The 20,564-nt window shown below is 49.3% G+C and carries 28 protein-coding genes; 2 read left to right on the forward strand and 26 right to left on the reverse strand.

Features of this window, described 5'->3' with window-relative positions:
* Nucleotides 1–2: 2 nt before the first annotated feature.
* From rpsH to fusA, 19 genes are all read right to left on the reverse strand, one after another.
* Entirely contained in the window at nt 3–398 is a 396-nt protein-coding gene (gene rpsH, locus IT415_03415; protein MCC7543726.1) for a 30S ribosomal protein S8, read from the reverse strand.
* 8 nt (nt 399–406) lie between these two features.
* The gene (gene rpsN, locus IT415_03420; GenBank protein ID MCC7543727.1) at nt 407–676 is read right to left on the reverse strand and encodes a 30S ribosomal protein S14; all 270 of its coding nucleotides are present in this window, start codon (nt 674–676) and stop codon (nt 407–409) included.
* Nucleotides 677–678: 2 nt separating this feature from the next.
* Nucleotides 679–1,227: a 50S ribosomal protein L5 gene (rplE, locus tag IT415_03425; protein ID MCC7543728.1), complete on the reverse strand. Its 549-nt coding sequence runs from the start codon at nt 1,225–1,227 to the stop codon at nt 679–681.
* On the reverse strand, nt 1,224–1,586 hold the full coding sequence (gene rplX, locus IT415_03430; protein MCC7543729.1) for a 50S ribosomal protein L24: 363 nt from the start codon (nt 1,584–1,586) through the stop codon (nt 1,224–1,226). The genes rplE and rplX overlap by 4 nt, the downstream gene beginning before the upstream one ends.
* Nucleotides 1,586–1,954, reverse strand: coding sequence for a 50S ribosomal protein L14 (rplN, locus tag IT415_03435; protein ID MCC7543730.1), 369 nt, complete (start codon nt 1,952–1,954; stop codon nt 1,586–1,588). The genes rplX and rplN overlap by 1 nt, the downstream gene beginning before the upstream one ends.
* Nucleotides 1,951–2,214 carry a 30S ribosomal protein S17 gene (gene rpsQ, locus IT415_03440; protein ID MCC7543731.1) on the reverse strand — a complete coding sequence of 88 codons (264 nt, stop codon included), beginning with the start codon at nt 2,212–2,214 and terminating at the stop codon, nt 1,951–1,953. Before rpsQ ends, rplN begins: the two co-directional genes overlap by 4 nt.
* On the reverse strand, nt 2,207–2,419 hold the full coding sequence (gene rpmC / locus IT415_03445) for a 50S ribosomal protein L29 (protein ID MCC7543732.1): 213 nt from the start codon (nt 2,417–2,419) through the stop codon (nt 2,207–2,209). Before rpmC ends, rpsQ begins: the two co-directional genes overlap by 8 nt.
* A 2-nt stretch (nt 2,420–2,421) precedes the next feature.
* Nucleotides 2,422–2,838 (reverse strand): 50S ribosomal protein L16, encoded by a 417-nt coding sequence (gene rplP, locus IT415_03450; GenBank protein MCC7543733.1) that lies wholly within the window; start codon nt 2,836–2,838, stop codon nt 2,422–2,424.
* Between the two features lie 2 nt (nt 2,839–2,840).
* Nucleotides 2,841–3,467: a 30S ribosomal protein S3 gene (gene rpsC / locus IT415_03455; GenBank protein ID MCC7543734.1), complete on the reverse strand. Its 627-nt coding sequence runs from the start codon at nt 3,465–3,467 to the stop codon at nt 2,841–2,843.
* A complete protein-coding gene (gene rplV, locus IT415_03460; GenBank protein MCC7543735.1) occupies nt 3,467–3,862 on the reverse strand; it encodes a 50S ribosomal protein L22 in 396 nt (131 codons plus the stop codon). The genes rpsC and rplV overlap by 1 nt, the downstream gene beginning before the upstream one ends.
* A 1-nt stretch (nt 3,863) precedes the next feature.
* Nucleotides 3,864–4,139, reverse strand: a complete 276-nt coding sequence (rpsS, locus tag IT415_03465; GenBank protein ID MCC7543736.1) for a 30S ribosomal protein S19 — start codon at nt 4,137–4,139, stop codon at nt 3,864–3,866.
* Nucleotides 4,140–4,142: 3 nt separating this feature from the next.
* Entirely contained in the window at nt 4,143–4,970 is an 828-nt protein-coding gene (gene rplB / locus IT415_03470; GenBank protein ID MCC7543737.1) for a 50S ribosomal protein L2, read from the reverse strand.
* Nucleotides 4,970–5,359 carry a 50S ribosomal protein L23 gene (gene rplW / locus IT415_03475; GenBank protein MCC7543738.1) on the reverse strand — a complete coding sequence of 130 codons (390 nt, stop codon included), beginning with the start codon at nt 5,357–5,359 and terminating at the stop codon, nt 4,970–4,972. The genes rplB and rplW overlap by 1 nt, the downstream gene beginning before the upstream one ends.
* Entirely contained in the window at nt 5,356–5,991 is a 636-nt protein-coding gene (rplD, locus tag IT415_03480) for a 50S ribosomal protein L4 (protein ID MCC7543739.1), read from the reverse strand. The genes rplW and rplD overlap by 4 nt, the downstream gene beginning before the upstream one ends.
* Complete coding sequence (gene rplC, locus IT415_03485; GenBank protein ID MCC7543740.1) at nt 5,988–6,608, reverse strand: 50S ribosomal protein L3; 621 nt, start codon at nt 6,606–6,608, stop codon at nt 5,988–5,990. The genes rplD and rplC overlap by 4 nt, the downstream gene beginning before the upstream one ends.
* 777 nt (nt 6,609–7,385) lie before the next feature.
* Complete coding sequence (gene rpsJ / locus IT415_03490; protein ID MCC7543741.1) at nt 7,386–7,703, reverse strand: 30S ribosomal protein S10; 318 nt, start codon at nt 7,701–7,703, stop codon at nt 7,386–7,388.
* 29 nt (nt 7,704–7,732) lie between these two features.
* Nucleotides 7,733–8,914 (reverse strand): elongation factor Tu, encoded by a 1,182-nt coding sequence (gene tuf, locus IT415_03495; protein ID MCC7543742.1) that lies wholly within the window; start codon nt 8,912–8,914, stop codon nt 7,733–7,735.
* Nucleotides 8,915–9,581: 667 nt separating this feature from the next.
* Entirely contained in the window at nt 9,582–10,040 is a 459-nt protein-coding gene (locus tag IT415_03500) for a hypothetical protein (GenBank protein ID MCC7543743.1), read from the reverse strand.
* A 338-nt stretch (nt 10,041–10,378) separates the two neighbouring features.
* On the reverse strand, nt 10,379–12,490 hold the full coding sequence (gene fusA / locus IT415_03505) for an elongation factor G (protein ID MCC7543744.1): 2,112 nt from the start codon (nt 12,488–12,490) through the stop codon (nt 10,379–10,381).
* A gap of 203 nt (nt 12,491–12,693) precedes the next feature.
* On the opposite strand from fusA, the gene IT415_03510 reads away from it, so the two are divergent.
* Nucleotides 12,694–13,107: a hypothetical protein gene (locus IT415_03510; GenBank protein MCC7543745.1), complete on the forward strand. Its 414-nt coding sequence runs from the start codon at nt 12,694–12,696 to the stop codon at nt 13,105–13,107.
* A 30-nt stretch (nt 13,108–13,137) separates the two neighbouring features.
* Nucleotides 13,138–13,455 (forward strand): hypothetical protein, encoded by a 318-nt coding sequence (locus tag IT415_03515; GenBank protein ID MCC7543746.1) that lies wholly within the window; start codon nt 13,138–13,140, stop codon nt 13,453–13,455.
* Between the two features lie 29 nt (nt 13,456–13,484).
* On the opposite strand, the gene IT415_03520 is transcribed toward IT415_03515, so the two are convergent.
* The 7 genes from IT415_03520 to rpsL form a co-directional block, all read right to left on the reverse strand.
* The gene (locus IT415_03520) at nt 13,485–15,905 is read right to left on the reverse strand and encodes an ATP-dependent Clp protease ATP-binding subunit (protein ID MCC7543747.1); all 2,421 of its coding nucleotides are present in this window, start codon (nt 15,903–15,905) and stop codon (nt 13,485–13,487) included.
* A complete protein-coding gene (locus IT415_03525; protein ID MCC7543748.1) occupies nt 15,902–16,264 on the reverse strand; it encodes a hypothetical protein in 363 nt (120 codons plus the stop codon). The genes IT415_03520 and IT415_03525 overlap by 4 nt, the downstream gene beginning before the upstream one ends.
* A gap of 39 nt (nt 16,265–16,303) precedes the next feature.
* Nucleotides 16,304–17,950, reverse strand: a complete 1,647-nt coding sequence (locus IT415_03530) for an ABC-F family ATP-binding cassette domain-containing protein (GenBank protein MCC7543749.1) — start codon at nt 17,948–17,950, stop codon at nt 16,304–16,306.
* Nucleotides 17,951–18,028: 78 nt separating this feature from the next.
* On the reverse strand, nt 18,029–18,370 hold the full coding sequence (locus tag IT415_03535) for a hypothetical protein (GenBank protein ID MCC7543750.1): 342 nt from the start codon (nt 18,368–18,370) through the stop codon (nt 18,029–18,031).
* A 92-nt stretch (nt 18,371–18,462) separates the two neighbouring features.
* A complete protein-coding gene (locus IT415_03540; GenBank protein MCC7543751.1) occupies nt 18,463–19,143 on the reverse strand; it encodes an NUDIX domain-containing protein in 681 nt (226 codons plus the stop codon).
* A gap of 702 nt (nt 19,144–19,845) precedes the next feature.
* On the reverse strand, nt 19,846–20,322 hold the full coding sequence (gene rpsG / locus IT415_03545; GenBank protein ID MCC7543752.1) for a 30S ribosomal protein S7: 477 nt from the start codon (nt 20,320–20,322) through the stop codon (nt 19,846–19,848).
* 4 nt (nt 20,323–20,326) lie between these two features.
* Nucleotides 20,327–20,564 (reverse strand): 30S ribosomal protein S12 (gene rpsL / locus IT415_03550; GenBank protein MCC7543753.1); only part of this gene is annotated, 238 nt, incomplete at its 5' end.

Below are 20,564 nucleotides of genomic sequence, written 5' to 3' on the forward strand. Positions count from 1 at the left end.
TTTTACCATACCTTACAGATTAATTCACCACCGAGACCTTTGGCTCGTGCTTCGTACCCGGTCATAACACCAGCGGAAGTTGAAACGATCACGATGCCACGGCCACCTAAGACACGAGGGATCTCATCACGTCTGGCGTACATACGACGTCCTGGCTTTGACACTCGCTGAATAGCAGTCAGTGGCTTCTTGACCTGAGTCTGATCAATAACCAGTTTCATTTGTTTTGCGACAGTAGCTTCGTCGACAATAATCTCTGAAAGATAGCCATTTTTCTTAAGAATTTCAGCAATGTGTGCCTTCATCTTCGAGTACGGCAAAGTCACTTCGCTCTTGCCAACAGCAACGGCGTTGCGAATTCGAGTGAGCATATCTGCGATTGGATCTGTTGTAATCATATCTTTGCCTACCAACTAGCCTTTCTCACGCCAGGGATTTCCCCCTTGGAGGCGTGTTCACGAAACGTGATGCGCGACAGACCGTATTGTCGGATATAGCCGCGGCTACGGCCGGTAATCTCACAGCGGTTACGTTGACGGATCGGGTTTGCATTTCGTGGGAGTTTAGCCAGGCCCTCAAGGTCACCGGCTGCCCTCATTTCTGCACGCTTAGCTGCGTATTTGTCGGCCAATTTGGTACGTTTCTTTTCACGTTCGAAGAGTGCTTTTCGAGCCATGGTTACTTCTCCTTCCTTTCGAGCGGTACGCCGAGGGTGCGCAAGAGCGCCTCTCCTTGCTCCTTATTTTTTGCTGTTGTCACGAGCGTGATCTGAATACCGTGGGTCTGATTAGCTTCTTCGTAGCTAATCTCCGGGAATACCGTGTGCTCGGTCAGTCCGATAGAATAATTCCCATGCGAGTCAAAAGCCTTAACTGAAAGCCCATGAAAATCACGCACACGAGGAAGCACGATTGAGTTCAAGCGATCGAGGAAGTCATACATGCGTTCAGTGCGGAGTGTTACTTTAGCACCAATTGCATTCCCCTCGCGAAGCTTGAATCCAGCGATACTGTTCTTGGCTTTGGTGATTACAGGCTGCTGACCAGTAAGTTTACGCAGAGTAGCCACAGCTGTATCAAGATACTTCTGGTCAACTACAGCACGACCAACACCAACCGATACAACCACCTTAATCAAGCGTGGTGTCTGATGGACGTTAGTGAGCTTGAGCTGATCTTTCAAGCTCGTAGCGAGTTCTGTTCGATATTTTTCCTGTAAGCGATTCATTTCTTCACCTCAGCCTTCTTCTCGGCTGGCTTCTCAGTTGCTTTCTTGGTCTTCTTGTTGCCAAACTGAGCTACTTTAAAGACTCGTTCTTTACCATTCTTCGTCACCTTGTAGCCGACTCGAGCTGGCTTATTGGTCTTTGGGTCTAAAATCATAACTTTTGCACTATCAATTGGCTTCGTGAGCTCAATGATGCCACCCTTAGGATTTTGAGTGGTTGGCTTGGCGTGGCGCTTCACGACATTTACGCCCGCTACAACTACCTTATTGAGTTTCGGTAGCACAGCCATAATTTCGCCAGTCTTACCTTTATCACGCCCAGCAATAATCATTACTTTATCTTTTAGCTTGAGCTTCATTAGAGCACCTCCGGCGCGAGCGAGACAATCTTCATATAGCCACGGTCTCGCAATTCGCGAGCTACAGGTCCAAAAATACGTGTTCCGCGTGGCTGGCCTTGCTTATCGATAATCACGGCTGCATTTTCGTCAAAGCGAATCACACTACCATCAGCACGACGAGTCTGATTGACAGTACGCACCACGACAGCCTGTACGACTTCTTTTTTCTTGACAGTGCCGTTTGGTGTTGCGGTCTTGACTGAGGCAACAATCACATCGCCGATATGGGCATATCGGCGCTTCGATCCGCCAAGTACCTTAATGCAAAAGATGCGCTTTGCACCAGTGTTGTCGGCAGCCTTCAGTATAGTCTGCGGCTGGATCATAACTTTGCCTCCTCTGACTTTGGAGCAGCTTCAAGAATCTTTGTGATAGCAAAGCGCTTATCGCTACTTATAGGACGAGTTTCAGCAATCTCGACTACGTCACCGATCTGAGCGGTATTGTAGGCGTCATGCGCCTTAAAGCGAGTGCTAATAGTAAAACGCTTACGGTAAATCGGATGATTCTTCGCACGCTCAACCAACACGATAGCAGTCTTGTCCATCTTGTTTGATACAACTTTTCCGATCATTGTTCTAGCCATTTTGCTTCTCCAATTCAGCCATCTCTCGCTCGGACTGCACGGTCAGAGCTCGGGCCACTATTCGCTTAAGGTTGTGAATCTCTTTCACGTTCTTTACTTCTTTGGTGCGCATATCGATATGAGCTTGAGCGATTTTTTCACGAGTTTCAGTTACGAGTCGCCCGAGTTCGGCATCGTTTTTGGCGCGAATTTCTGTCATTTTCATGATTATTCTCCTGCCTCACGAGTTACAAAGCGTGACTTCACAGGAAGCTTTCGGCCAGCCAGGCGCATTGCTTCTTTTGCTACTTCTTCAGTAACGCCATCGAGCTCAAAAATAATGCGACCAGCTTGGACTTTTGCAACGTAGTGATCTACTGCACCCTTGCCTGAACCCATGCGTACTTCATTTGGCTTTTGTGTGACTGGGGTATGCGGGAAAACACGAATCCAAACCTTACCACCACGCTTGATATAGCGTGTCATAGCACGACGAGCAGCTTCGATCTGACGTGAAGTCAATCGATCGTTTTCGAGTACGCGCAGGCCATACCGACCGAAGTCGATGTTTGTACCACGCGTAGCGGCACCGACGTTTTTGCCCTTAAAGGCTTTTCGGAATTTAGTTTTACGTGGGAGTAACATGATTAGTTTTCCTCTCCTCGATAAATCCAAACCTTCACGCCGATAATACCGAAGGTCGTCGTAGCTTCTGCGGTCGCATAGCTAATCTTGGCGCGAATGGTATGCAGCGGGATACTGCCTTCAGCAACAGTTTCGCGACGTGCCATATCAGCGCCATTCAGTCGTCCAGATACGCTTGCCTTTACACCAAGTGCACCAGCCTTCATGCTATTCTCAACAGCATTCTTGAGAATACGGCGGAATGGCATACGGCGCTCAAGGGCGCTGGCGATATTATTTGCGACCAGTTGTGCCTCAAGGTCAGGCTGGCGAATCTCTTCGATATTAATACGCATCTTGCCATAGATCACCCTTGAGAGGGCTTCTTTGAGAGCTGTAGTACCCGAGCCACCGCGACCAATAACGACACCAGGCTTAGCAGTATAAATAGTAATTACCACTTCACCGGTGGAGCGCTCGATCTCGACGCGCGCAACTGCCGCACGAAAACCAAGCATATCACCGACTACCTTGCGGATTTGCAAGTCTTGCTTCAAGAGCGATTTGTAATCACGTTCAGCAAACCAGCGACTACGCCACTGTCGATCAGCGGCAAGACGCAATGAAATTGGATTAATTTTTTGTCCCATTACTTGGCTTCCTTCTTCATTACGGGCTGTTTTTTAACAGCTTTTTTCTTTTCTGACGCAGCTTCGTCGGTGACAACAACTGTCAGGTGCGAACTGCGGTGCAAAATTGGATGCGCCATACCGCGAGAGCGTGGTCGGAAGCGTTCTTGTGCCGGACCTTCATCAACACGAATTTCTGCCACGCGCAGCATGCTCTTGCGCAAGTTGTGGTTGTTTTCTGCGTTTGCGACAGCACTCTTCAGGGCATCAGCAACCATCGCAGCTCCTTTCTTTGGAGTAGCTGCGAGCAAGTACTCAGCATCAATCACGCGTGCGTTGCGTACGAGGTCCGCACTCAGGCGCAGTTTGCGAGCAGATATCTTGAGTCCGCGAGCTTTTGCAATTACTTTCATCACGTTATCCTTGCGCCTTTGCTAATTTACCACCGTGCCCACGGAATTTGCGGGTTGGTGCAAATTCACCAAGCTTGTGACCAACCATGTTCTCAGTCACGAACACAGGAAGGTGTGACTTGCCATTGTGAACAGCGATGGTCTTGCCGACCATTTCAGGAGTAATCGAACTTGCGCGTGCCCAAGTCTTGATCACGGTTTTGTCAGTTGGTCCGAGAGCCAATACTTTCTTAAGAAGTTTACGGTCTACGTATGGGCCTTTTTTGAGTGAACGGCTCATCGATTACTTTCCTTTCCTTGAGCGAACTATATATTTATCAGTTGCACGACGACGGCGAGTCTTCGCACCAAGCGCAGGCTTACCCCAAGGAGTAACTGGGCGCTTCAAACCAATTGAAGTACCGCCCTCACCACCACCGTGACGGTGATCGTTCGGGTTCATAGCCTTACCACGCACAGTCGGTCGGATACCGCGGCGACGAGTACGGCCAGCAGAACCACCACGTACGAGACTATGACTTTCATTGCCAACTGCCCCTATGGTTGCATAGCACTCCTGACGAACAAGACGCATCTCACCCGATGGAAGCTTTACGGTAGCATAATCGCCTTCTTTTGCGGCGAGCTGAGCCTTCATACCGGCACTGCGCACTAACTGACCGCCTTTCCCTGGAGTCAATTCAATATTGTAGATCGTACTACCAAGCGGAATCTGCGAGAGCGGCATACGATTATGCTCTTTGATATCAGTTTCTGGTTTAGCAGAGATCGTGTCACCAACTTTCATGCCGGCTCCAGCAATAATATAAGCCTTCTTGCCTTTTTCACTCTTCACGAGTGCGATGTTTGCAGAACGACCTGGATCATATTCGATGGCGATAATCTCAGCACTTTCGAGCTTAGTCTGGGCGAAGTCAACGATACGTAGGGCGCGCTTTACGCCGCCACCACGGTGGCGAACAGTAATCTTACCCTGATTGTTGCGGCCAGCTTTTTGCTTGCGCTTCAGAAGAAGGCTTTTTTCTGGCTTCGTCTTTGTAATCTCTTCAAATGCGTTCACGCTCATAGCGCGACGTGCGCCTGTGTTTGGCTTATAGACTCGGATTGCCATTATTTCTTCTCCGCCTTCTGCTTATCGGCCCGTTCTACCCTCTTAGCCCTATCGGAAGCTTTCGCGTCTTTGTCATTTTTGCTGCGCACCTTGGTCTTTACTTCTTCTTCCTGACCGAGATTAAATGCAGCAATTGACTGACCCTTTGTCAGAGTAACGTAAGCTTTCTTGGTATCAACACGACGGCCTTTGATTTGCTTGAATCGCTTGAGCTTACCTTTCGCAATACTTACACGTACATATGTTGGGTCAACCTTAAACTGGGTCTTCACTGCTTCAGCAATAGTCAGCTTATTCGCAGACATTGGCACAACAAACACATACGTACCCTGGCCTGCCTGCATCAGGCTTTTTTCAGTAATGACTGGCTTGAGTACCATCTGACTCATTTCTTATCTCCTAGCCAGGTATTAATCTCTTCAAGCGCCTTCTTGGTAACAACAATATGGTCGACATCGAGAATATCGTTTACCTGAAGGAGTCGTGCTTCTGTAGCTGTTACGCGTGGTAGATTACGTGTTGCGCGCTGAACTAATGCTGAGCACTCTTCGACGACCAGAAGTACACTTCCGGTCAAGCCCATCTTTGCAAACAAAGTGGCCGTAGCTTTTACTTTTGCGTCAGCATTATCATAACTTTCGATCACGGCAATGGCTTTTGCTCCTGCTTTCACTGAGAGGGCTTGAGCCAAACTCGCACGAATAGCCTTTTTGGGGAGATTAATGGCATAATTTTGCTCGCCAGTAGGGCCGAATACTGTACCACCCCCGCGCCAGATAGGATTTCGGATAGAGCCAGTACGCGCTCGGCCGGTGCCTTTTTGACGCCATGGCTTCTTACCGCCACCTGCGATTTCGCCACGTGTCTTTGTTTTAGCTGTAGCTTGGCGCTTATTTGCAAGCGTGCGAGTGTAGGCGACCTTAAGAAGCTGCATATTTACTTCGCGACCAAAGACACCTTTATCAAGTGAGGTCTCGGCAGCTGCCTTCGAACCAGTCTTAGTAAAAGTAGTTACCTTCATACTTCACGCCCCTTCAGTAGAACGGCGCCCTTGCGTGGACCAGGAACAGCACCGGCTACAGCGATTACGTTACTATCTGCATCGATATGAACAATGTTGAGGTTCTTGACCGAAACCTGCTCATGGCCCATATGCCCGGCCATCTTGATGCCCTTGAAGACGTGCTGTGGGTATCCTGCACCAATAGAGCCCGGGGCACGATAGTTGTGTGAACCGTGCGTCTTTGGACCACGATGAAAGTTATGTCGCTTGATTGTGCCAGCAAAGCCTTTACCCTTAGAAATGCCAGTAACCGCGACTTTTTCTCCGACTTCGAAGATATCAGCCTTAATTTGGTCACCTACCTTTAGCTGGCTTTCGCCCTCAACTTCAGTGGTACGGACTTCACGCAAGAGTTTGGAGTTCGCACCACTAGCCTTGAGGTGACCAGCCTTTGACTTCGGCATACGCTTAGCATCACCAAAGCCAAGCTGTGCAGCAGAGTAGCCATCATTCGCAACTGTTTTTACTTGTGTAACTACGCACGGTCCAGCCTGCAATACAGTGACAGATTGCAAACGTCCTTCAGCATCATAGAGCTGCGTCATTCCGATTTTGGTGGCAAGTATAGCTTTCATAAAATATATCGTGTCTTCAAATAAAACCCTGGCAAGCAATCCGGTTTCCAGATGAGATCATGCCGATCTACGGTTTTATCCTGGACCTGGGCGCTTCCCAGCTATGTAAAAAGTCAACGCATATGAGTTTATCAGATAAGATCCAGATATGTCAACACCTTGGCAGCTTCAACGAGTGATACACGAACCGTGCCACTAGATATTTTGTTATGAATTATTGACATATTTACCATTTAATGTTATTGTAAGCACATCACGCACCCACTGAAAGGGATGCGCACAAAGCCATGGAGCCGACATTTCGACTTACCATCTGGCACAGGAATGGTCTGCCAGAGAAACCTGCAGTCGGGCTCGTTCGGGCTTCCTCTGCAGGCGACCGATGCCTAGTCACTCAGACCGTTCCCGAAGCACAGCAATTCGCTCTTGCATCGGCGATAGCTACCGCAAGCACTTCTGTAAGCGGCACCCGCTACCTTGAAGGGGCGATTAACTCCATTCAGTTCGATTCGAGAGCCCTTTCTCGCAGAGATCTACCGAGACGCTCACGGCCATGTCGAAGCGCCCCTGATTAGCCTCGGAAACAACTTCGTCGACAAGGTTCTGCAGATTGCATCTCTCGAAGCTGCCATTCTTCCAGCCAGCAGATTTTGCTGACCTCCGCCCGATTTCCTTCCCCAGCAGAAAATCGGGCTCTTTATATACCCGCCCTTCGTCTTACTAACAACTAAAAAAGCCCCTGACAGGAGGCTTTTTTAGCGTGACATAAATCACATATTACATCTTGATCTCGATATCGACCCCGGCAGGGAGACTAAGATTCATCAAAGAATCAATGGTCTTTGGTGTTGGCTCGGTAATATCGATCAGACGCTTGTGGGTGCGCATCTCGAACGCTTCATGACTATCTTTGAAGATGTGAGGGCTACGAATAACAGTAGTCGTCTTCTTGTCAGTTGGCAGCGGCACCGGGCCGGCAACTTGTGCGCCGGTGCGGATAGCCGTGTCAATGATCTGCTTCGCAGACTGGTCAATGACTTTGTTGTCATACGCCTTGAGGCGGATGCGGATACGCTGGGTGTTCTTGTCGCTCATAAGGTGCCTTCTCGTTAGATCCCTGAGTGCTACTTCGTAATCTTAGTTACGACACCGGCGCCAACCGTGCGGCCACCTTCACGAATAGCGAAGCGGAGACCTTCATCCATGGCGATTGGAGCAAGCAACTTAACGTTTACATTGATGTTATCACCAGGCATAACCATCTTCATGCCCTCAGGAAGTTTAACTTCACCAGTTACATCAGTGGTACGGAAGTAGAACTGGGGCTTATAGCCATCGAGGAATGGGGTGTGGCGTCCGCCTTCTTCCTTGGTCAAAACATACACTTCAGCTTCAAACTCGGTATGCGGGGTGATAGAACCTGGCTTAGCGATAACCTGACCGCGCTCGATCTGAGTGCGCTCAATACCGCGGAGCAAGAGACCTACATTGTCACCAGCCTGTCCTTGGTCAAGGAGCTTACGGAACATTTCTACACCAGTAACAACAGTCTTTTGGTTGTCCTTAATACCAACGATTTCAACTTCTTCGTTCACCTTGATGATACCCTGCTCGATACGGCCGGTAGCAACTGTACCACGACCCTTAATCGAGAATACGTCTTCGATTGGCATCAAGAATGGCTTATCAAGATCGCGCTCTGGCTCTGGGAGGAACTCATCCATAGCCTTCACGAGCTCCATGATTGAGTCTTCAGCGGTAGCATCGCCTTCAAGTGCCTTGAGTGCTGAACCCTTGACGATTGGGCAGTCGCGAGCAAACTCGTTCTTTTCGAGCAAATCGCGGATTTCTTCTTCTACGAGCTCAGCGATTTCTGGATCAGCCATGTCCATCTTGTTCATGTAGACAAGAATGCGTGGTACGCCGACTTGGCGAGCAAGCAATACATGCTCACGAGTCTGAGGCATTGGACCGTCAGCAGCAGATACTACAAGGATAGCACCGTCTACCTGAGCTGCACCGGTAATCATGTTTTTTACGTAGTCAGCGTGACCTGGCATGTCAACGTGGGCGTAGTGACGCTTTTCTGACTCGTACTCTTGGTGAGAGGTAGCGATGGTGATACCGCGCTCGCGCTCTTCTGGAGCCTTGTCGATCTCGTCGTAGTTAATTGGCTTGTTTACATCTGAAGGCAATTTCTTCGCCAAAACATGCGTAATAGCAGCTGTAAGAGTTGTCTTCCCGTGGTCAACGTGACCCATGGTACCGACGTTAATATGTGGTTTATCGCGCTTGAATTCTGCCACGAAAAATCTCCTTATCTTTTTATAATACCGATCATTACATTGGTGTCATACGACAATGTCTATGGTGCGCGCTAGGACAAGAAAAACCGCCCCACCACGCAGGACTGGTCCATTGTATCGAGAAAGTCGCACTTTGTAAAGAGATCTATAACGGGGTATCGCCGAGATTCAAAAAAAGCTACCTGACAGTAGTGCCTGATAGCTTAAAGCTGGGATACCATTTCCTTCACGGATCGCCGCAAATAATGATGAGTCCGAGCGCGGAAGATCTCGAGTCGAAGATAATTCCAAATCCAGATCAACCAAGCAAGGATAGACCCAGCGCCGACGAAATGAACGCCAACAATCGCACTTGGCCTATCCATTGGTGTCATATCAAGGAAAAGCCCCAGGCAGAAGAAACCGACTAAAACAACAAGGCCGGAGAGAAGCCTACACGGCCAATCCCACAACACAAAGTCACGATCATAGTGTCTACGCTCGACATCTGAGTACGAAAGGTATGATTCGTACTCTAAAACTCTCATGAGCTGTTTTTCGGCGATACGAAACTTGATGGCCCATACAGGTCGCTTGAGGCAATTGAGGGTTCGACACTGACCCTTCTTGGGTTTCGGCGCCCTCTTCGATGCATCAGGACGATTGAAGTGCCAGTGCGGAAACGGCATCATCGTGCCGCCCGCCAAGGCAATGGCTGCGCTTGACTATACTGTGTGGACCGGCGCATGCGGGCATTCATCTGCAAAGATGTGCGCGCAACTCTACGTGAGAAACCAGCTCGACGAAGGTATTTGCGACTAGTTTTCAGATCCCGGCGGTAGGCTCGATAGCCGAAGAGCAATTGCTGTTGACCAGCGATTTGCCACTCTTCTACCAGCAGCGTGCGCAAACGTCTCGAGAAGATCGATGGCACAACACCCCACAGAACACGCCATGCGACGTTTATACCCCAGAGTGTGCCGACCAACTGCATGACTACAGCTACAGCGTCGGGCTGCCCTGCTACAAAATACATACACGATGCAAAGATCGTGATCATTCCATAGCCCCAGAAGCAGGCTTCCCCTTCATCAGACCAGGGGCCGATGAATCGCAATGTAGCGCGAAAATGGCCGCAAGGCATCATGACACCTCCTCAATCGCCGTAATAACCATGCGTTTTGACATGTTCTATTCCGCCAAATAATCGAGTTGATTGACGTGAAAGATGATTGCATCCGCAGTCAGGGCAATGAGACATCTTCCAGGCCGTGGCAGCGTCTGCGTAATGGTAGCCCATCAGCCCGTTATCAAGCCTCGTAAAAACCCTAACACGCCCACATCGTGTGCACTCTATCCGTAGAGTATTAGCGTCTCTCGGTGGATCTGTAGGCATGCGCTTCTTTCCCTTCAAGGTACAGTGCTGTCTTTATATACCAAAAAGCCCCTAATCACAAGAGGCTTTTATGGATATTGGAAAACTAGCTATTCTGTAGCTGCAGCAGCTCTTGGGTTCTTGCCAATGAGATCTTCGGCGATGTTACGCGGGACTTCTGCGTAATGATCAAACTCCATTGAGTAGTTCGCGCGACCCTGTGTCATTGAGCGCAAGCTGGTTGCATATCCAAACATCTCTGAAAGCGGCACAAAGGCGTCGATAATCTTCGCACCGGCGCGATCCGACATTTGATCAATACGACCACGCTTGGAGTTGATGTCACCCACGACGTCACCCATGAATTCTTCTGGTGCCGTCACTTCGACCTTCATAACTGGCTCGAGGATCACTGGGTCAGCCTTGCGCACACCTTCTTGGAGTGCTATCGATCCGGCGATCTTGAAAGCCATTTCTGAGGAGTCTACTTCGTGGTATGAACCATCATAGAGCTTGGCCTTCACGTCTACGACCGGATAGCCGGCGAGTACACCATTTCCCATTGCTTCTCTAATGCCCTCGTCAACCGGCTTGATGTATTCCTTAGGAACCACACCACCGACGATGGCGTTTTCAAACTCGTAGGTTGGCTTGTCGCCCTCAATATCTTCGACATGCACCAGCGGGCTGATCTCCAACCACACATGACCATATTGACCACGACCACCAGATTGACGTACGAACTTACCCTCAACCTGCACGGTCTTACGAACGGTTTCGCGATACGCTACTTGTGGCTTACCAACATTTGCCTCCACCTTGAACTCGCGCTTCATGCGATCAACCAGCACTTCGAGGTGAAGCTCACCCATCCCCGAAATCAAAGTCTGACCGGCCTCATTGTCGGAATTGACACGGAAGGTAGGGTCTTCTTCGGCAAGTCGCGAAAGCGCCATGCTCATCTTCTCTTGGTCGGCCTTGGTCTTTGGCTCAACGGCAATCTGAATAACTGGCTCTGGGAAGGTAATTTGTTCGAGAAGCACGCCATGCCCAACATCACACAGTGTGTGTCCAGTCATAGTGCCTTTAAGTCCCACTGCCGCAGCGATTTCGCCAGCATAGACTTCTTGTACTTCTTCTCGGTTATTTGCATGCATTCGGAGAATGCGACCAATGCGCTCTTTCTCACCAGTAGAGCTATTGAGGACGTACGAGCCTGATTTGAGCGTACCGGCATAGACGCGAAAGAAGCAGAGCTTACCAACAAATGGGTCGGTAGCGATCTTGAAAGCTAGACCAACAAATGGTGCATCGTCGGCGACCTTAACCAATTCTTGTTCTCCAGTCTTGGTTGACTCGGCAAGCGGAGCATTGATGTCGAGTGGGTTTGGTAAGTAATCAACAACGATATCGAGCAATTTTTCGACGATCACACCTCGTCCATCACCACCAGAAACAATGAAGAATTCACCGGTCAATACGCTCTTACGAATACAGGCCTTGATTTCATCAATCGTCAGATCTTCACCTTCCAGATACTTCTCCATAATCGCGTCATCTGCTTCAACGGCAGCTTCGATAAGGTGGTTACGATAACGCTCGACCTTTTCTTTCATATCCTCTGGGATATCAATCTGCTGGAGTTCTTTGTCAGCGTAGTCGTTGTACTGGTAAGCCTTCTGCTCAATAACGTCAACGATACCATTGATCTCTTGCTCGAAGCCAATTGGCAGGTGGATTGGATAGGCTTTCTTCGTCAAGCGCCCATGAATTGACTCAAGACTCTTATAAAAATCACCACCAGTCTGATTGATCTTATTAATAAAACAGATACGTGGCACGCCGTATTTGTCGGCCTGGCGCCATACGGTCTCAGACTGTGGCTCTACGCCCATCTTGCCGTCGAAGACTGTCACTGCGCCGTCGAGTACGCGCAAGCTTCGCTCTACTTCTACCGTAAAGTCGATGTGACCAGGAGTGTCAATGATGTTGATGCGCTTCCCATTCCAGAAACATGTCGTGGCAGCTGAAGTAATCGTAATACCACGCTCTTGCTCTTGCTCCATCCAGTCCATGGTTGCTTCACCTTCGTGCACTTCACCAATCTTATGTGTCTTACCAGTACGGTACAGGATTCCTTCTGTAACGGTTGTCTTCCCTGCATCGATGTGGGCAATGATGCCGATATTACGTGTATCTTCGAGTGAATATTCGCGAGCCATAGTATTCCTTACTTTAAAATAAATGATTACTGGTTGATTTTAAGCGCAAACGAAAAATAGCGCTGTGCGCCAGTCGCTACACAGTATAGCAGCTAATCAACAGATCAGCAAGCCTGTAACTATTGTATAATTTATATTTCTGTGCTATAATAGTAATCGACGCAACACTCTGTTCGTCGCCTCGCACCTACCAAGGAGTTCGCATGAGCCCCGTAGAAGCCACCCTACATCTCACCATCTCGGTCCAACCCACCAGCCGCAGAAAAGGCAGTGCTCAGGACTTACTGTTCACGAATACAGTTGCATTCACAAGCGATTATGGTCTGCTGCGTCGTGGATTTGTTCCAATTCGCTTTTCTCCGCAATGGGGCCTGCCTAGTATGCGCATGCACCCACTAGACGAGAATAGCATGCTTTCCCCGGTCAAAGTTATCACAACCTGGTTTGAATTGCCAAAGGGGGATAATCCGACTGCTACACTTCATGTACAACTATCTCGTGTGGCAATATACCTTGATAGCGACAAATCAATCAATGATGAAGTATCAAGACTAATAGATGTCGCCCGCACTGAGGGCTGGGCACTCTGCGGCCTGGTCGATCACGACGAGGCCTAGGGTGCCCTACCTCTTCATCGGAGGAACAACATGGGAAGACGAGGGGATTCCAAGCACCGACGATCCAACGTAAAGATTCAGCATCATACTCTACCGGGATTACGAAGGCTACTCGAAACTATCGGCGGATACGAAGAAGTCAAGCTGGTTCACCCTGCAGACATTCGACACGGAGCTAAGACGCAAGGACTGCAGTTTCGCATCTCGAGCGTACATAAAAATACCATTTTTGTAACTGCGCGCAACAGCGGTGCGGCACAGAAGATCCACATCGTATCCAGCGACATACCTGGGACGCTACGAAAGCTTCGTCTCCGGTCTGAGTTCGCTGGCGAAAATAACCCATAATCCACCCTGGTCTTGCGGGGTGGATTTTTCTATACTTGAGACTTTTCTTCTAGGTCTTTGCGATCGATTATCAGATGCGCACCCGGCTTAATATCCCCTGCCAACACGCCCTGACTAAGACGATCCTCAACAAAGCGCTGCAAGGCTCGGCGCATCGGTCGAGCACCCATGCGCGGATCATTTCCCTGCTCCACGACATATTCCTTGGCACTCTCTGTCAGCTCGACCGAAATCTGTTGTGCTTCCAGGCTCTTATTGAGCGACTTGAGCATAATACCCACCACATCTTTAAGCTCAGCTGGAGTTAGTGGACGGAACATGACAACATCATCAAAACGGTTCAGAAGCTCTGGCTTAAAGATTTGCTGCGAGATCATCTTGTCTACGAGCTCGTCATGGAGAGTTGTAAGATCGCGTTGCTGTGCGACAGCTTGCCGGATATCATCTGCAAGTGCGTTTGATGTCAGGATAATGATGCTTTCTTTAAAGCTAACTGGCTTCCCCGCGGTATCAGTCAATCGACCTTCATCCAGGAGTTGCAAGATCAGATTAAGAATATCTGGATGGGCTTTCTCAATCTCATCTAAGAGCACCACGCTGTATGGCTGCTCGCGCACTTTTTGCAGGAAAGATGAGCCAGTTCCCGATTCAGATGCAGCAGCTAAGAGGCGCGCAACATCGCTCGTTTGCTGATATTCCGACATGTCTAGCCGGATCATCTTGTCTTCACCACTAAAGTATACTGCCGCTAGAGACTTGGCTAGCTCGGTTTTACCAACACCGGTCGGCCCCAAAAAGAGAAAACTGCCTATTGGGCGATTTGGATCTTTTACGCCCGAGCGTGCCCGGCGCAAAGCCGAAGCCACAGCAGTAACTGCCACCGTCTGATTTATCATACGATCATGGATCAGGGCTTCAAGGTGCAGCAGCTTCTGCGCCTCATCGCCAGTCGCAGTCCCTGCCTTGATGCCGGTCATCTTTTCCACGGCTGCCTGCACTGACTTCTCTGTCACGAGGCCATTCTGAGATGAGCCAAACGAGGCCCGTAACATATCAATTGCGGCCCCGGGCTGCGTTTTTGTGGTTGTATAACGATCTGAAAGTGTTGCTGCTTCTTTGATGGCAGACAGCGTAATCAGCAACCCTTCTCGTTGCTCATACTCAAGCGCCACATCCTCAAGCGTACGGATAGTACCCGCCCGATCAGCCGGAGGTACGACAATCTTGGTCATTTGACCAACAAGATTGGGTCGTATCTGACTGAACCGAGTCCAGTCCTCTTCTGTGAATGCGAAGATCATCGGGAGATGAGTATTTTGTAAGATAGGCAACAAAATCTCACTAATATCGATTGATCCTGCCTTTGACTCAAAGAATGCTTGTGCTTCATCAAAGAAAAGCACAACATTTTTCGCACGCACCGCATCAGCAAGCATTTCAGTAATTACCTTTTCGATTGGCGTGTCTTGTCCGGCCGCCGACAGTAGTGCCGTGGCCGACAGCATCATAACCTTGCGATAGGTCAATCGACCCACATCGGCTCGGCTCAGTATCTGTTCAGCTAGGGAATATACGAGCGTGGTCTTCCCGCTACCAATCGGACCGACCAATGCAGCAGCTGGATGCACGGTTTCATTGAGCGTCTGTATGAGCTGATTTATTACTTCCTCACGACCCAACGAAGAATACACACCATGTCCAGCTTCAATCTCGCCACTCATATTCTTCCCAAAACGATAGAGGTAATTAGTATAGCCGGCAGCAAAGTCTCGCCCCAGACCACCGTACATATTGCGCTCATGCTTTTCTAAGCGATCATGAATAAAGTGATTCAGCCAAACGAGCCCTTCGGTAAGATCATCTGGATGAATGTCGGCACCGGCGAGAAAGGGGGCTCTCCCCTCTACGAGCAGGGCGAAAGCTACAAGCAGAGTGCCAGCGGTAATTTTGCGCTGTCCGGCCTTTTGCGCCTCTACAAAAGCGGTTGCATAAAGTTGGCCCAGGTCACACTGAGCTGCTTGCGCGTCCAGGGTGTTGACCGGCAGATTGATGTGATTGACCATAAACTGCGTCTGCCAGTGTGATTTAATGCGTGTCCATACATCAGCCGTCGTCTTGCAGCGTCGCAGGGGCAAGACCAAATCCGCACTAAGTAGGTCGGATAGATTATGCGTGCCGCTACCGACGGCGTCTTGATTAGAATGCTGCATCATCCCCCAGTTACCCCATGCCAGGGGCGGGATAAGCAGCCCAGACGGAATTGCAGAAAAGCAGGCAAGTTGCAGTTGCCCCACAAGCACCAATACGAAGGCTCCGAAAAGGCTCAACCCCACCAACACAGCCAGTACGGTACGTAGGGCTTTCGATAGCAACCAGCCAGTACCCAATATTCGGGTCACACGACGTGAATATTGAAAACTAAAGCCAGATTCTTGTTCTTGCAGCGTCACAGTACAACTCCCAAGAATAGGAGCAGCACTGGCGAGAGCGGAATAAATGGCCACGCCACCGCAGTGAATAACCCCGCCAGAACCACAAAGGCGCTCAGCATAGCGTACATCAGCAGAAATATAGATCGTACGCTGAAACCGACAAGTCGTGCAACCGAATTCATAACTAGCGCACTCATCATCTGATCTAGTCCTTGCGCACCGGTGACTCGATCCTCCTTCCAAGGAGCAAACAAGGTGCGTACCATCTGACGAACGGAAAAGACATTATACAGACGCTTCAGCCAAATCTTCGCGACTTCTAAGACATGTAGCCATGCCCAACTGTACCACCAAGAGATGGCATCAAATAATACCATGTCTCCATGGTAACAAACTCCTTATGGTTTCAGCAAAAACTACAATTCGATTGTTTGTCCGCCGACAGCTTTCGCGAAGTAGCTATCATGGGAAATATACAGTATAGCACCAGTGTATTTCTTGAGTGCACTCTCGAGCTCTTCGATAGATGGGAGGTCGAGATGGTTTGTCGGTTCGTCAAGGATGAGTAAGTTTGGCCGATGCGCCAGCATGGCGATAAGCTGCACCCGGGCTTTTTGCCCTCCAGAAAGCTGCCGTACTGGCACTTCACTATCACTGTGCTCGAAGAGATATTCGATCAATGTCTGAGTGATGGCTTCATGATTGACAGCCTGGCCAGACGTACGATAAATCTCAGCTATAGCAGCTCCCAGTGTAATGTCGAGATAAGCTGCATCAATTTCCTGCTTGTAGCGACCAATGACAAGCTGTGGAGAGCAGTCGATATAGCCATCGAAGATAGTGCTTGCGAATTTCTTGCCTGTAGCCGTGGCGCACAAAACATCGACAAATGTTGTCTTGCCGGCACCATTGCGCCCAACAATTTGCACCCGTTCACCAGTTCGCACCGAAAAGCTTACATCCTTAAATAGCGGCGCATCATACCCAAGAGCTAATACGTCGACCAGTACAAGCTGCTGGGAATGACTCGCAACGTCAAGGTCTTTGTCTTTAATTCGGATATTCTTTGTCTTATACTTCTGATATTGTGCAGCCTGACTGGTCTTCAACTCAGCACTCGACGTTTGATCAATCCAAATAGTAGGTTTCACCAGGCTTTCTTCTAAGTGGGCGATTTCTTTTTCGAATCGCCGCACGAGTGGGATAAAGGGGTTTGGTGACTGCTTCGAGCGCTGCTTTTTTATCTGCGCGAGCTTGAGTGCTTCACGCCGATTTTCCAACGTCTTCACAGTGACCTCGTATTGGTGCATGGCAGACACATTTGACGTCGCATTTTGCTTCAGAAAATCTTTATAACTACCCGGATAAGAATGTAATTGTCGATCCTTGAGCTCGACGATGCGATCGACTGCTGCCAATACATCTCGATCGTGAGAGATCACCAATACGCCAGACTGCGTGTTTTTGAGCCATTCTACAAAGACTCCCTTTGCCACATAGTCCATATGGTTAGTCGGTTCGTCAAGAATTAATAAATCGGCGCCTGAATACTCAACCTGCACTAGCTGCGCAAAACGCTTCTGGCCGCCAGAAAGACGCATAAATGGCCCGTCGATTTGTGAGTCTTGAAGCTGGTAGGCTCGTAGTGACGCTCTTACCTGATCAACTATATGATAATAGCCAAACTGGGCGTACCTCTCCAGGGCATCAGAATATTCAGTGATTTTATCGAGATCCTCCCCCATCAAATTCGGATATTCTTCAATGATCTGAGTTAGCGTACGATATTCTCGCAAGCCATCGAGTACATAATCGAGCACCGAAACACCAGGCCGAGCAGCTTGTTCTTGGTCGGTCGTAATCATGACGAGTTTCGGCCTGCGCTCCACCATGCCGATATAATCACTATCAGCTCCATCCATAATCCGAAGTAGTGTTGTCTTTCCTGTGCCATTACGACCAATTAACCCAACCTTCTCAGATTCCTGCAGCTTGAGTTCGGCATTCTTGATTAGCAGCTTCGAGCCGTTTGCCTTTTCTTCGATTTGCGCACTAATAAGCATGCGTCTGAGTGTATCTGAGCTGATACATGCGGTCAATAAAAAGCTCCAGGTCTACAGAAGAAAACCTGGAGCGAGTAATTAGCTGGCAGCAGTCAACTCGCGGCCGCGCTTAGCGGCAGCCTGAGTCTGCCTTTGTCGGCTAATGGGGGCTCGGCCTGGCACACCGTGCGGCTGGCCAGCGGCCTTGTAACAGGCTTCGTGGAAGTGATCCACGCGGCTCCACTTGCCCTTGACGTAGACATTGCAGATGACCTGCTTGGCTCGGAACTTGGCCTGGAACTTGATCCGCTGGCCACAGCCCGGACAGTCGGCGTAGAGACCTGCTTCGATGTCGCGCAACACTGCGCGAGATTCGCGAGGGATGCTACCCTGATCTGCGGCGAAATGATCACTGGACGTAGACGGCTTCTTTTTTGCCATGAGGTACTCTCCCTTGGGGAGGCGACTGGGTCATTCACTGACGTGAATGCAGATAATTATACGAGTTTAGGCCGTATTGTCAAGCCCTAGAACTATGAGGCGTCGTCACCGTACGAAAGTTCAGCAAAAAAACGCTCCCCCTTTGGCGTCGTGTCTATAAGTGCTACCAAATCCGCCATACTAGCCATGAAGTCGCCTTCACTGAAGTCAGACTCCATATCGCCCCAGAAAACTTTGCCAGCTTCATGATTTTCGATCAAATATCCACTTGGAGCCATGCAATAAAACAAGTGAAAGAAGATCTCGCTCACTGCCTTCTTGTCCTCGCTGATCGTGATGTAGCCATCCCCCTTGTGCTCTAAATCACCAGTGAGGCCTGTCTTATTGAGCAAGATTCGTTGCGCTGCATCTTTAAGTAATTCTCCTTTGTGCAATTTTCCATACGGAAACCCAGCTTGCCCCAGAAGCGGCTGGATCTTACGCTTCAAGAGTAACCATCGCCCTAAGCGATCTCGGCAAGCCAAGAGGATTACTATGCGCGGCTGTACGCGCGATCGCAGCGTCTGTAGGCTCAGAGTGTCGACATAGCGCTTACCTGTGGACGTGAGTGTATATGTCCCCCATCCGGTCCGCTGCACATAGCCGAGATCTTTCAGCACCTTAAGGTGATAGGTAAATAAATTACTACCAATATCTGATGGTTTCAGCTCGGCGTATCGTAGCGCCTCTCCCCCCATCAATTTCCCCAAAATTGACCGCTGTATGTGATGCATATTTTTCATTATACCGCACCCATGCAGATATCAACACTATTTGACTCAATATATATTGCTATATCTATTTGTTGATAAGTACTACGATACGAATGTAATGGCACCTTACCACCAAAGAAAGTTGAGACAGAGATGCATACGCCTACTCGCCTGGCCGCACTTGCAGTCGAGGTACGACAGCTACAAAGCATTGTTGCCGATGCCAATATAGCAATAGCGCAGTTGACGCAAAAGCGCGATGCCACGTAAAGCAAGCGATGTGCATACATCAGAAACTACTACGATCTTCGACAGAAATACATCCTATCGCTTCTTGCAGAACTCGACAAAGCGTATTGCACTTACTGCAAACGAATTCAACTTATCAACCGCATGCGTATCATGCAGGAGAGCGGGAATATACTAAAATCCGACTGCAGCTATAGCCAGTGGTATGAGTATTGGGAGCGTAAAACAGCAGTATACCTTCGATGTGTCCAATCAATGGAATTGCCACCCACGTCCATGAAGGTCGCAAAGTCAGACGAGAGTTACTGGGGTTTGATCGCGATACTCATAACCAATCACTATCGGGTGACCATGAGATGCAGAACGAGATCGAAAAAGCCCTAAAGCTCGGACTTCCGCGACTCCAGCTCTTCTTAGACACCAGAAAGCCCCTCTTCTAGGAGGGGCTTTCTTATTCCTTTACACTGTTTCGACTTAGTACCGAGCAAAGTGGGCAAATGCCTTGTTTGCTTCGGCCATCTGATGCGTATCGGCCTTCTTCTTGATTGCGTCACCTTGGTTGTTATAAGCGTCGAGAAGCTCATTAGCCAGACGCTTATCGAAGCTACGACCTTCTTTGGCTCGAGCCGCGTCAAGCATCCAGATCATCGCATAATGAACACGTCGATCAGGCTTCACTTCCATTGGTACCTGGTAGTTTGCACCACCGACTCGACGTGAGCGAACCTGTACGTGTGGGCTGGCATTCTTCACGGCCGTCTCGAGTACTTCGATGGCATCTTTCTTAGCTTTTGTAGCAGCTTCTTCAAGAGCGCCATATACAAGGCGTTCTGCGAGCCGTTTCTTGCCATTCTTCATCACTTTATTAATCAAGCGAGCCACCATAACAGAGTTGTACTGGATATCGGGTGGCAGCGTACGCTTGAGTGAAGCTGTTTTTTTACGTGGCATAGACTTATTCTCCCTTGGCCTTTTCTAGCTTAGCACCATATTTCGATCGACCTTGCTTACGGTTACCCGTACCAGCAGTGTCTAGCGTGCCACGTACAATGTGATATCGCACACCCGGAAGGTCCTTTACGCGACCGCCACGCACAAGTACAACAGAGTGCTCCTGAAGGTTGTGACCGATACCGGGTATGTAAGCCGTAACTTCCATACCGTTGGTGAGTCGAACACGAGCCACCTTACGA

The organism is bacterium (assembly GCA_020854115.1).
Classification (GTDB): domain Bacteria; phylum Patescibacteriota; class Saccharimonadia; order CAILAD01.

Coding starts and splice junctions, on each gene's coding strand:
- IT415_03510 (MCC7543745.1), top strand. CDS start 12,694: ATGAGCCCCGTAGAAGCCACCCTACATCTCACCATCTCGGTCCAACCC.
- rpsH (MCC7543726.1), bottom strand. CDS start 398: ATGATTACAACAGATCCAATCGCAGATATGCTCACTCGAATTCGCAAC.
- rplW (MCC7543738.1), bottom strand. CDS start 5,359: ATGAGTCAGATGGTACTCAAGCCAGTCATTACTGAAAAAAGCCTGATG.
- IT415_03535 (MCC7543750.1), bottom strand. CDS start 18,370: ATGGCAAAAAAGAAGCCGTCTACGTCCAGTGATCATTTCGCCGCAGAT.
- rplC (MCC7543740.1), bottom strand. CDS start 6,608: ATGAAAGCTATACTTGCCACCAAAATCGGAATGACGCAGCTCTATGAT.
- rplD (MCC7543739.1), bottom strand. CDS start 5,991: ATGAAGGTAACTACTTTTACTAAGACTGGTTCGAAGGCAGCTGCCGAG.
- rplN (MCC7543730.1), bottom strand. CDS start 1,954: ATGATCCAGCCGCAGACTATACTGAAGGCTGCCGACAACACTGGTGCA.
- rpmC (MCC7543732.1), bottom strand. CDS start 2,419: ATGAAAATGACAGAAATTCGCGCCAAAAACGATGCCGAACTCGGGCGA.
- fusA (MCC7543744.1), bottom strand. CDS start 12,490: ATGGCTCGCGAATATTCACTCGAAGATACACGTAATATCGGCATCATT.
- IT415_03530 (MCC7543749.1), bottom strand. CDS start 17,950: ATGCTTATTAGTGCGCAAATCGAAGAAAAGGCAAACGGCTCGAAGCTG.
- rplE (MCC7543728.1), bottom strand. CDS start 1,227: ATGAATCGCTTACAGGAAAAATATCGAACAGAACTCGCTACGAGCTTG.
- rpsG (MCC7543752.1), bottom strand. CDS start 20,322: ATGCCACGTAAAAAAACAGCTTCACTCAAGCGTACGCTGCCACCCGAT.
- rplB (MCC7543737.1), bottom strand. CDS start 4,970: ATGGCAATCCGAGTCTATAAGCCAAACACAGGCGCACGTCGCGCTATG.
- IT415_03515 (MCC7543746.1), top strand. CDS start 13,138: ATGGGAAGACGAGGGGATTCCAAGCACCGACGATCCAACGTAAAGATT.
- IT415_03500 (MCC7543743.1), bottom strand. CDS start 10,040: ATGATGCCTTGCGGCCATTTTCGCGCTACATTGCGATTCATCGGCCCC.
- rpsC (MCC7543734.1), bottom strand. CDS start 3,467: ATGGGACAAAAAATTAATCCAATTTCATTGCGTCTTGCCGCTGATCGA.
- rplX (MCC7543729.1), bottom strand. CDS start 1,586: ATGAAGCTCAAGCTAAAAGATAAAGTAATGATTATTGCTGGGCGTGAT.
- rpsQ (MCC7543731.1), bottom strand. CDS start 2,214: ATGGCTAGAACAATGATCGGAAAAGTTGTATCAAACAAGATGGACAAG.
- rpsS (MCC7543736.1), bottom strand. CDS start 4,139: ATGAGCCGTTCACTCAAAAAAGGCCCATACGTAGACCGTAAACTTCTT.
- rpsJ (MCC7543741.1), bottom strand. CDS start 7,703: ATGAGCGACAAGAACACCCAGCGTATCCGCATCCGCCTCAAGGCGTAT.
- rpsN (MCC7543727.1), bottom strand. CDS start 676: ATGGCTCGAAAAGCACTCTTCGAACGTGAAAAGAAACGTACCAAATTG.
- IT415_03525 (MCC7543748.1), bottom strand. CDS start 16,264: ATGGTATTATTTGATGCCATCTCTTGGTGGTACAGTTGGGCATGGCTA.
- rplP (MCC7543733.1), bottom strand. CDS start 2,838: ATGTTACTCCCACGTAAAACTAAATTCCGAAAAGCCTTTAAGGGCAAA.
- IT415_03540 (MCC7543751.1), bottom strand. CDS start 19,143: ATGCATCACATACAGCGGTCAATTTTGGGGAAATTGATGGGGGGAGAG.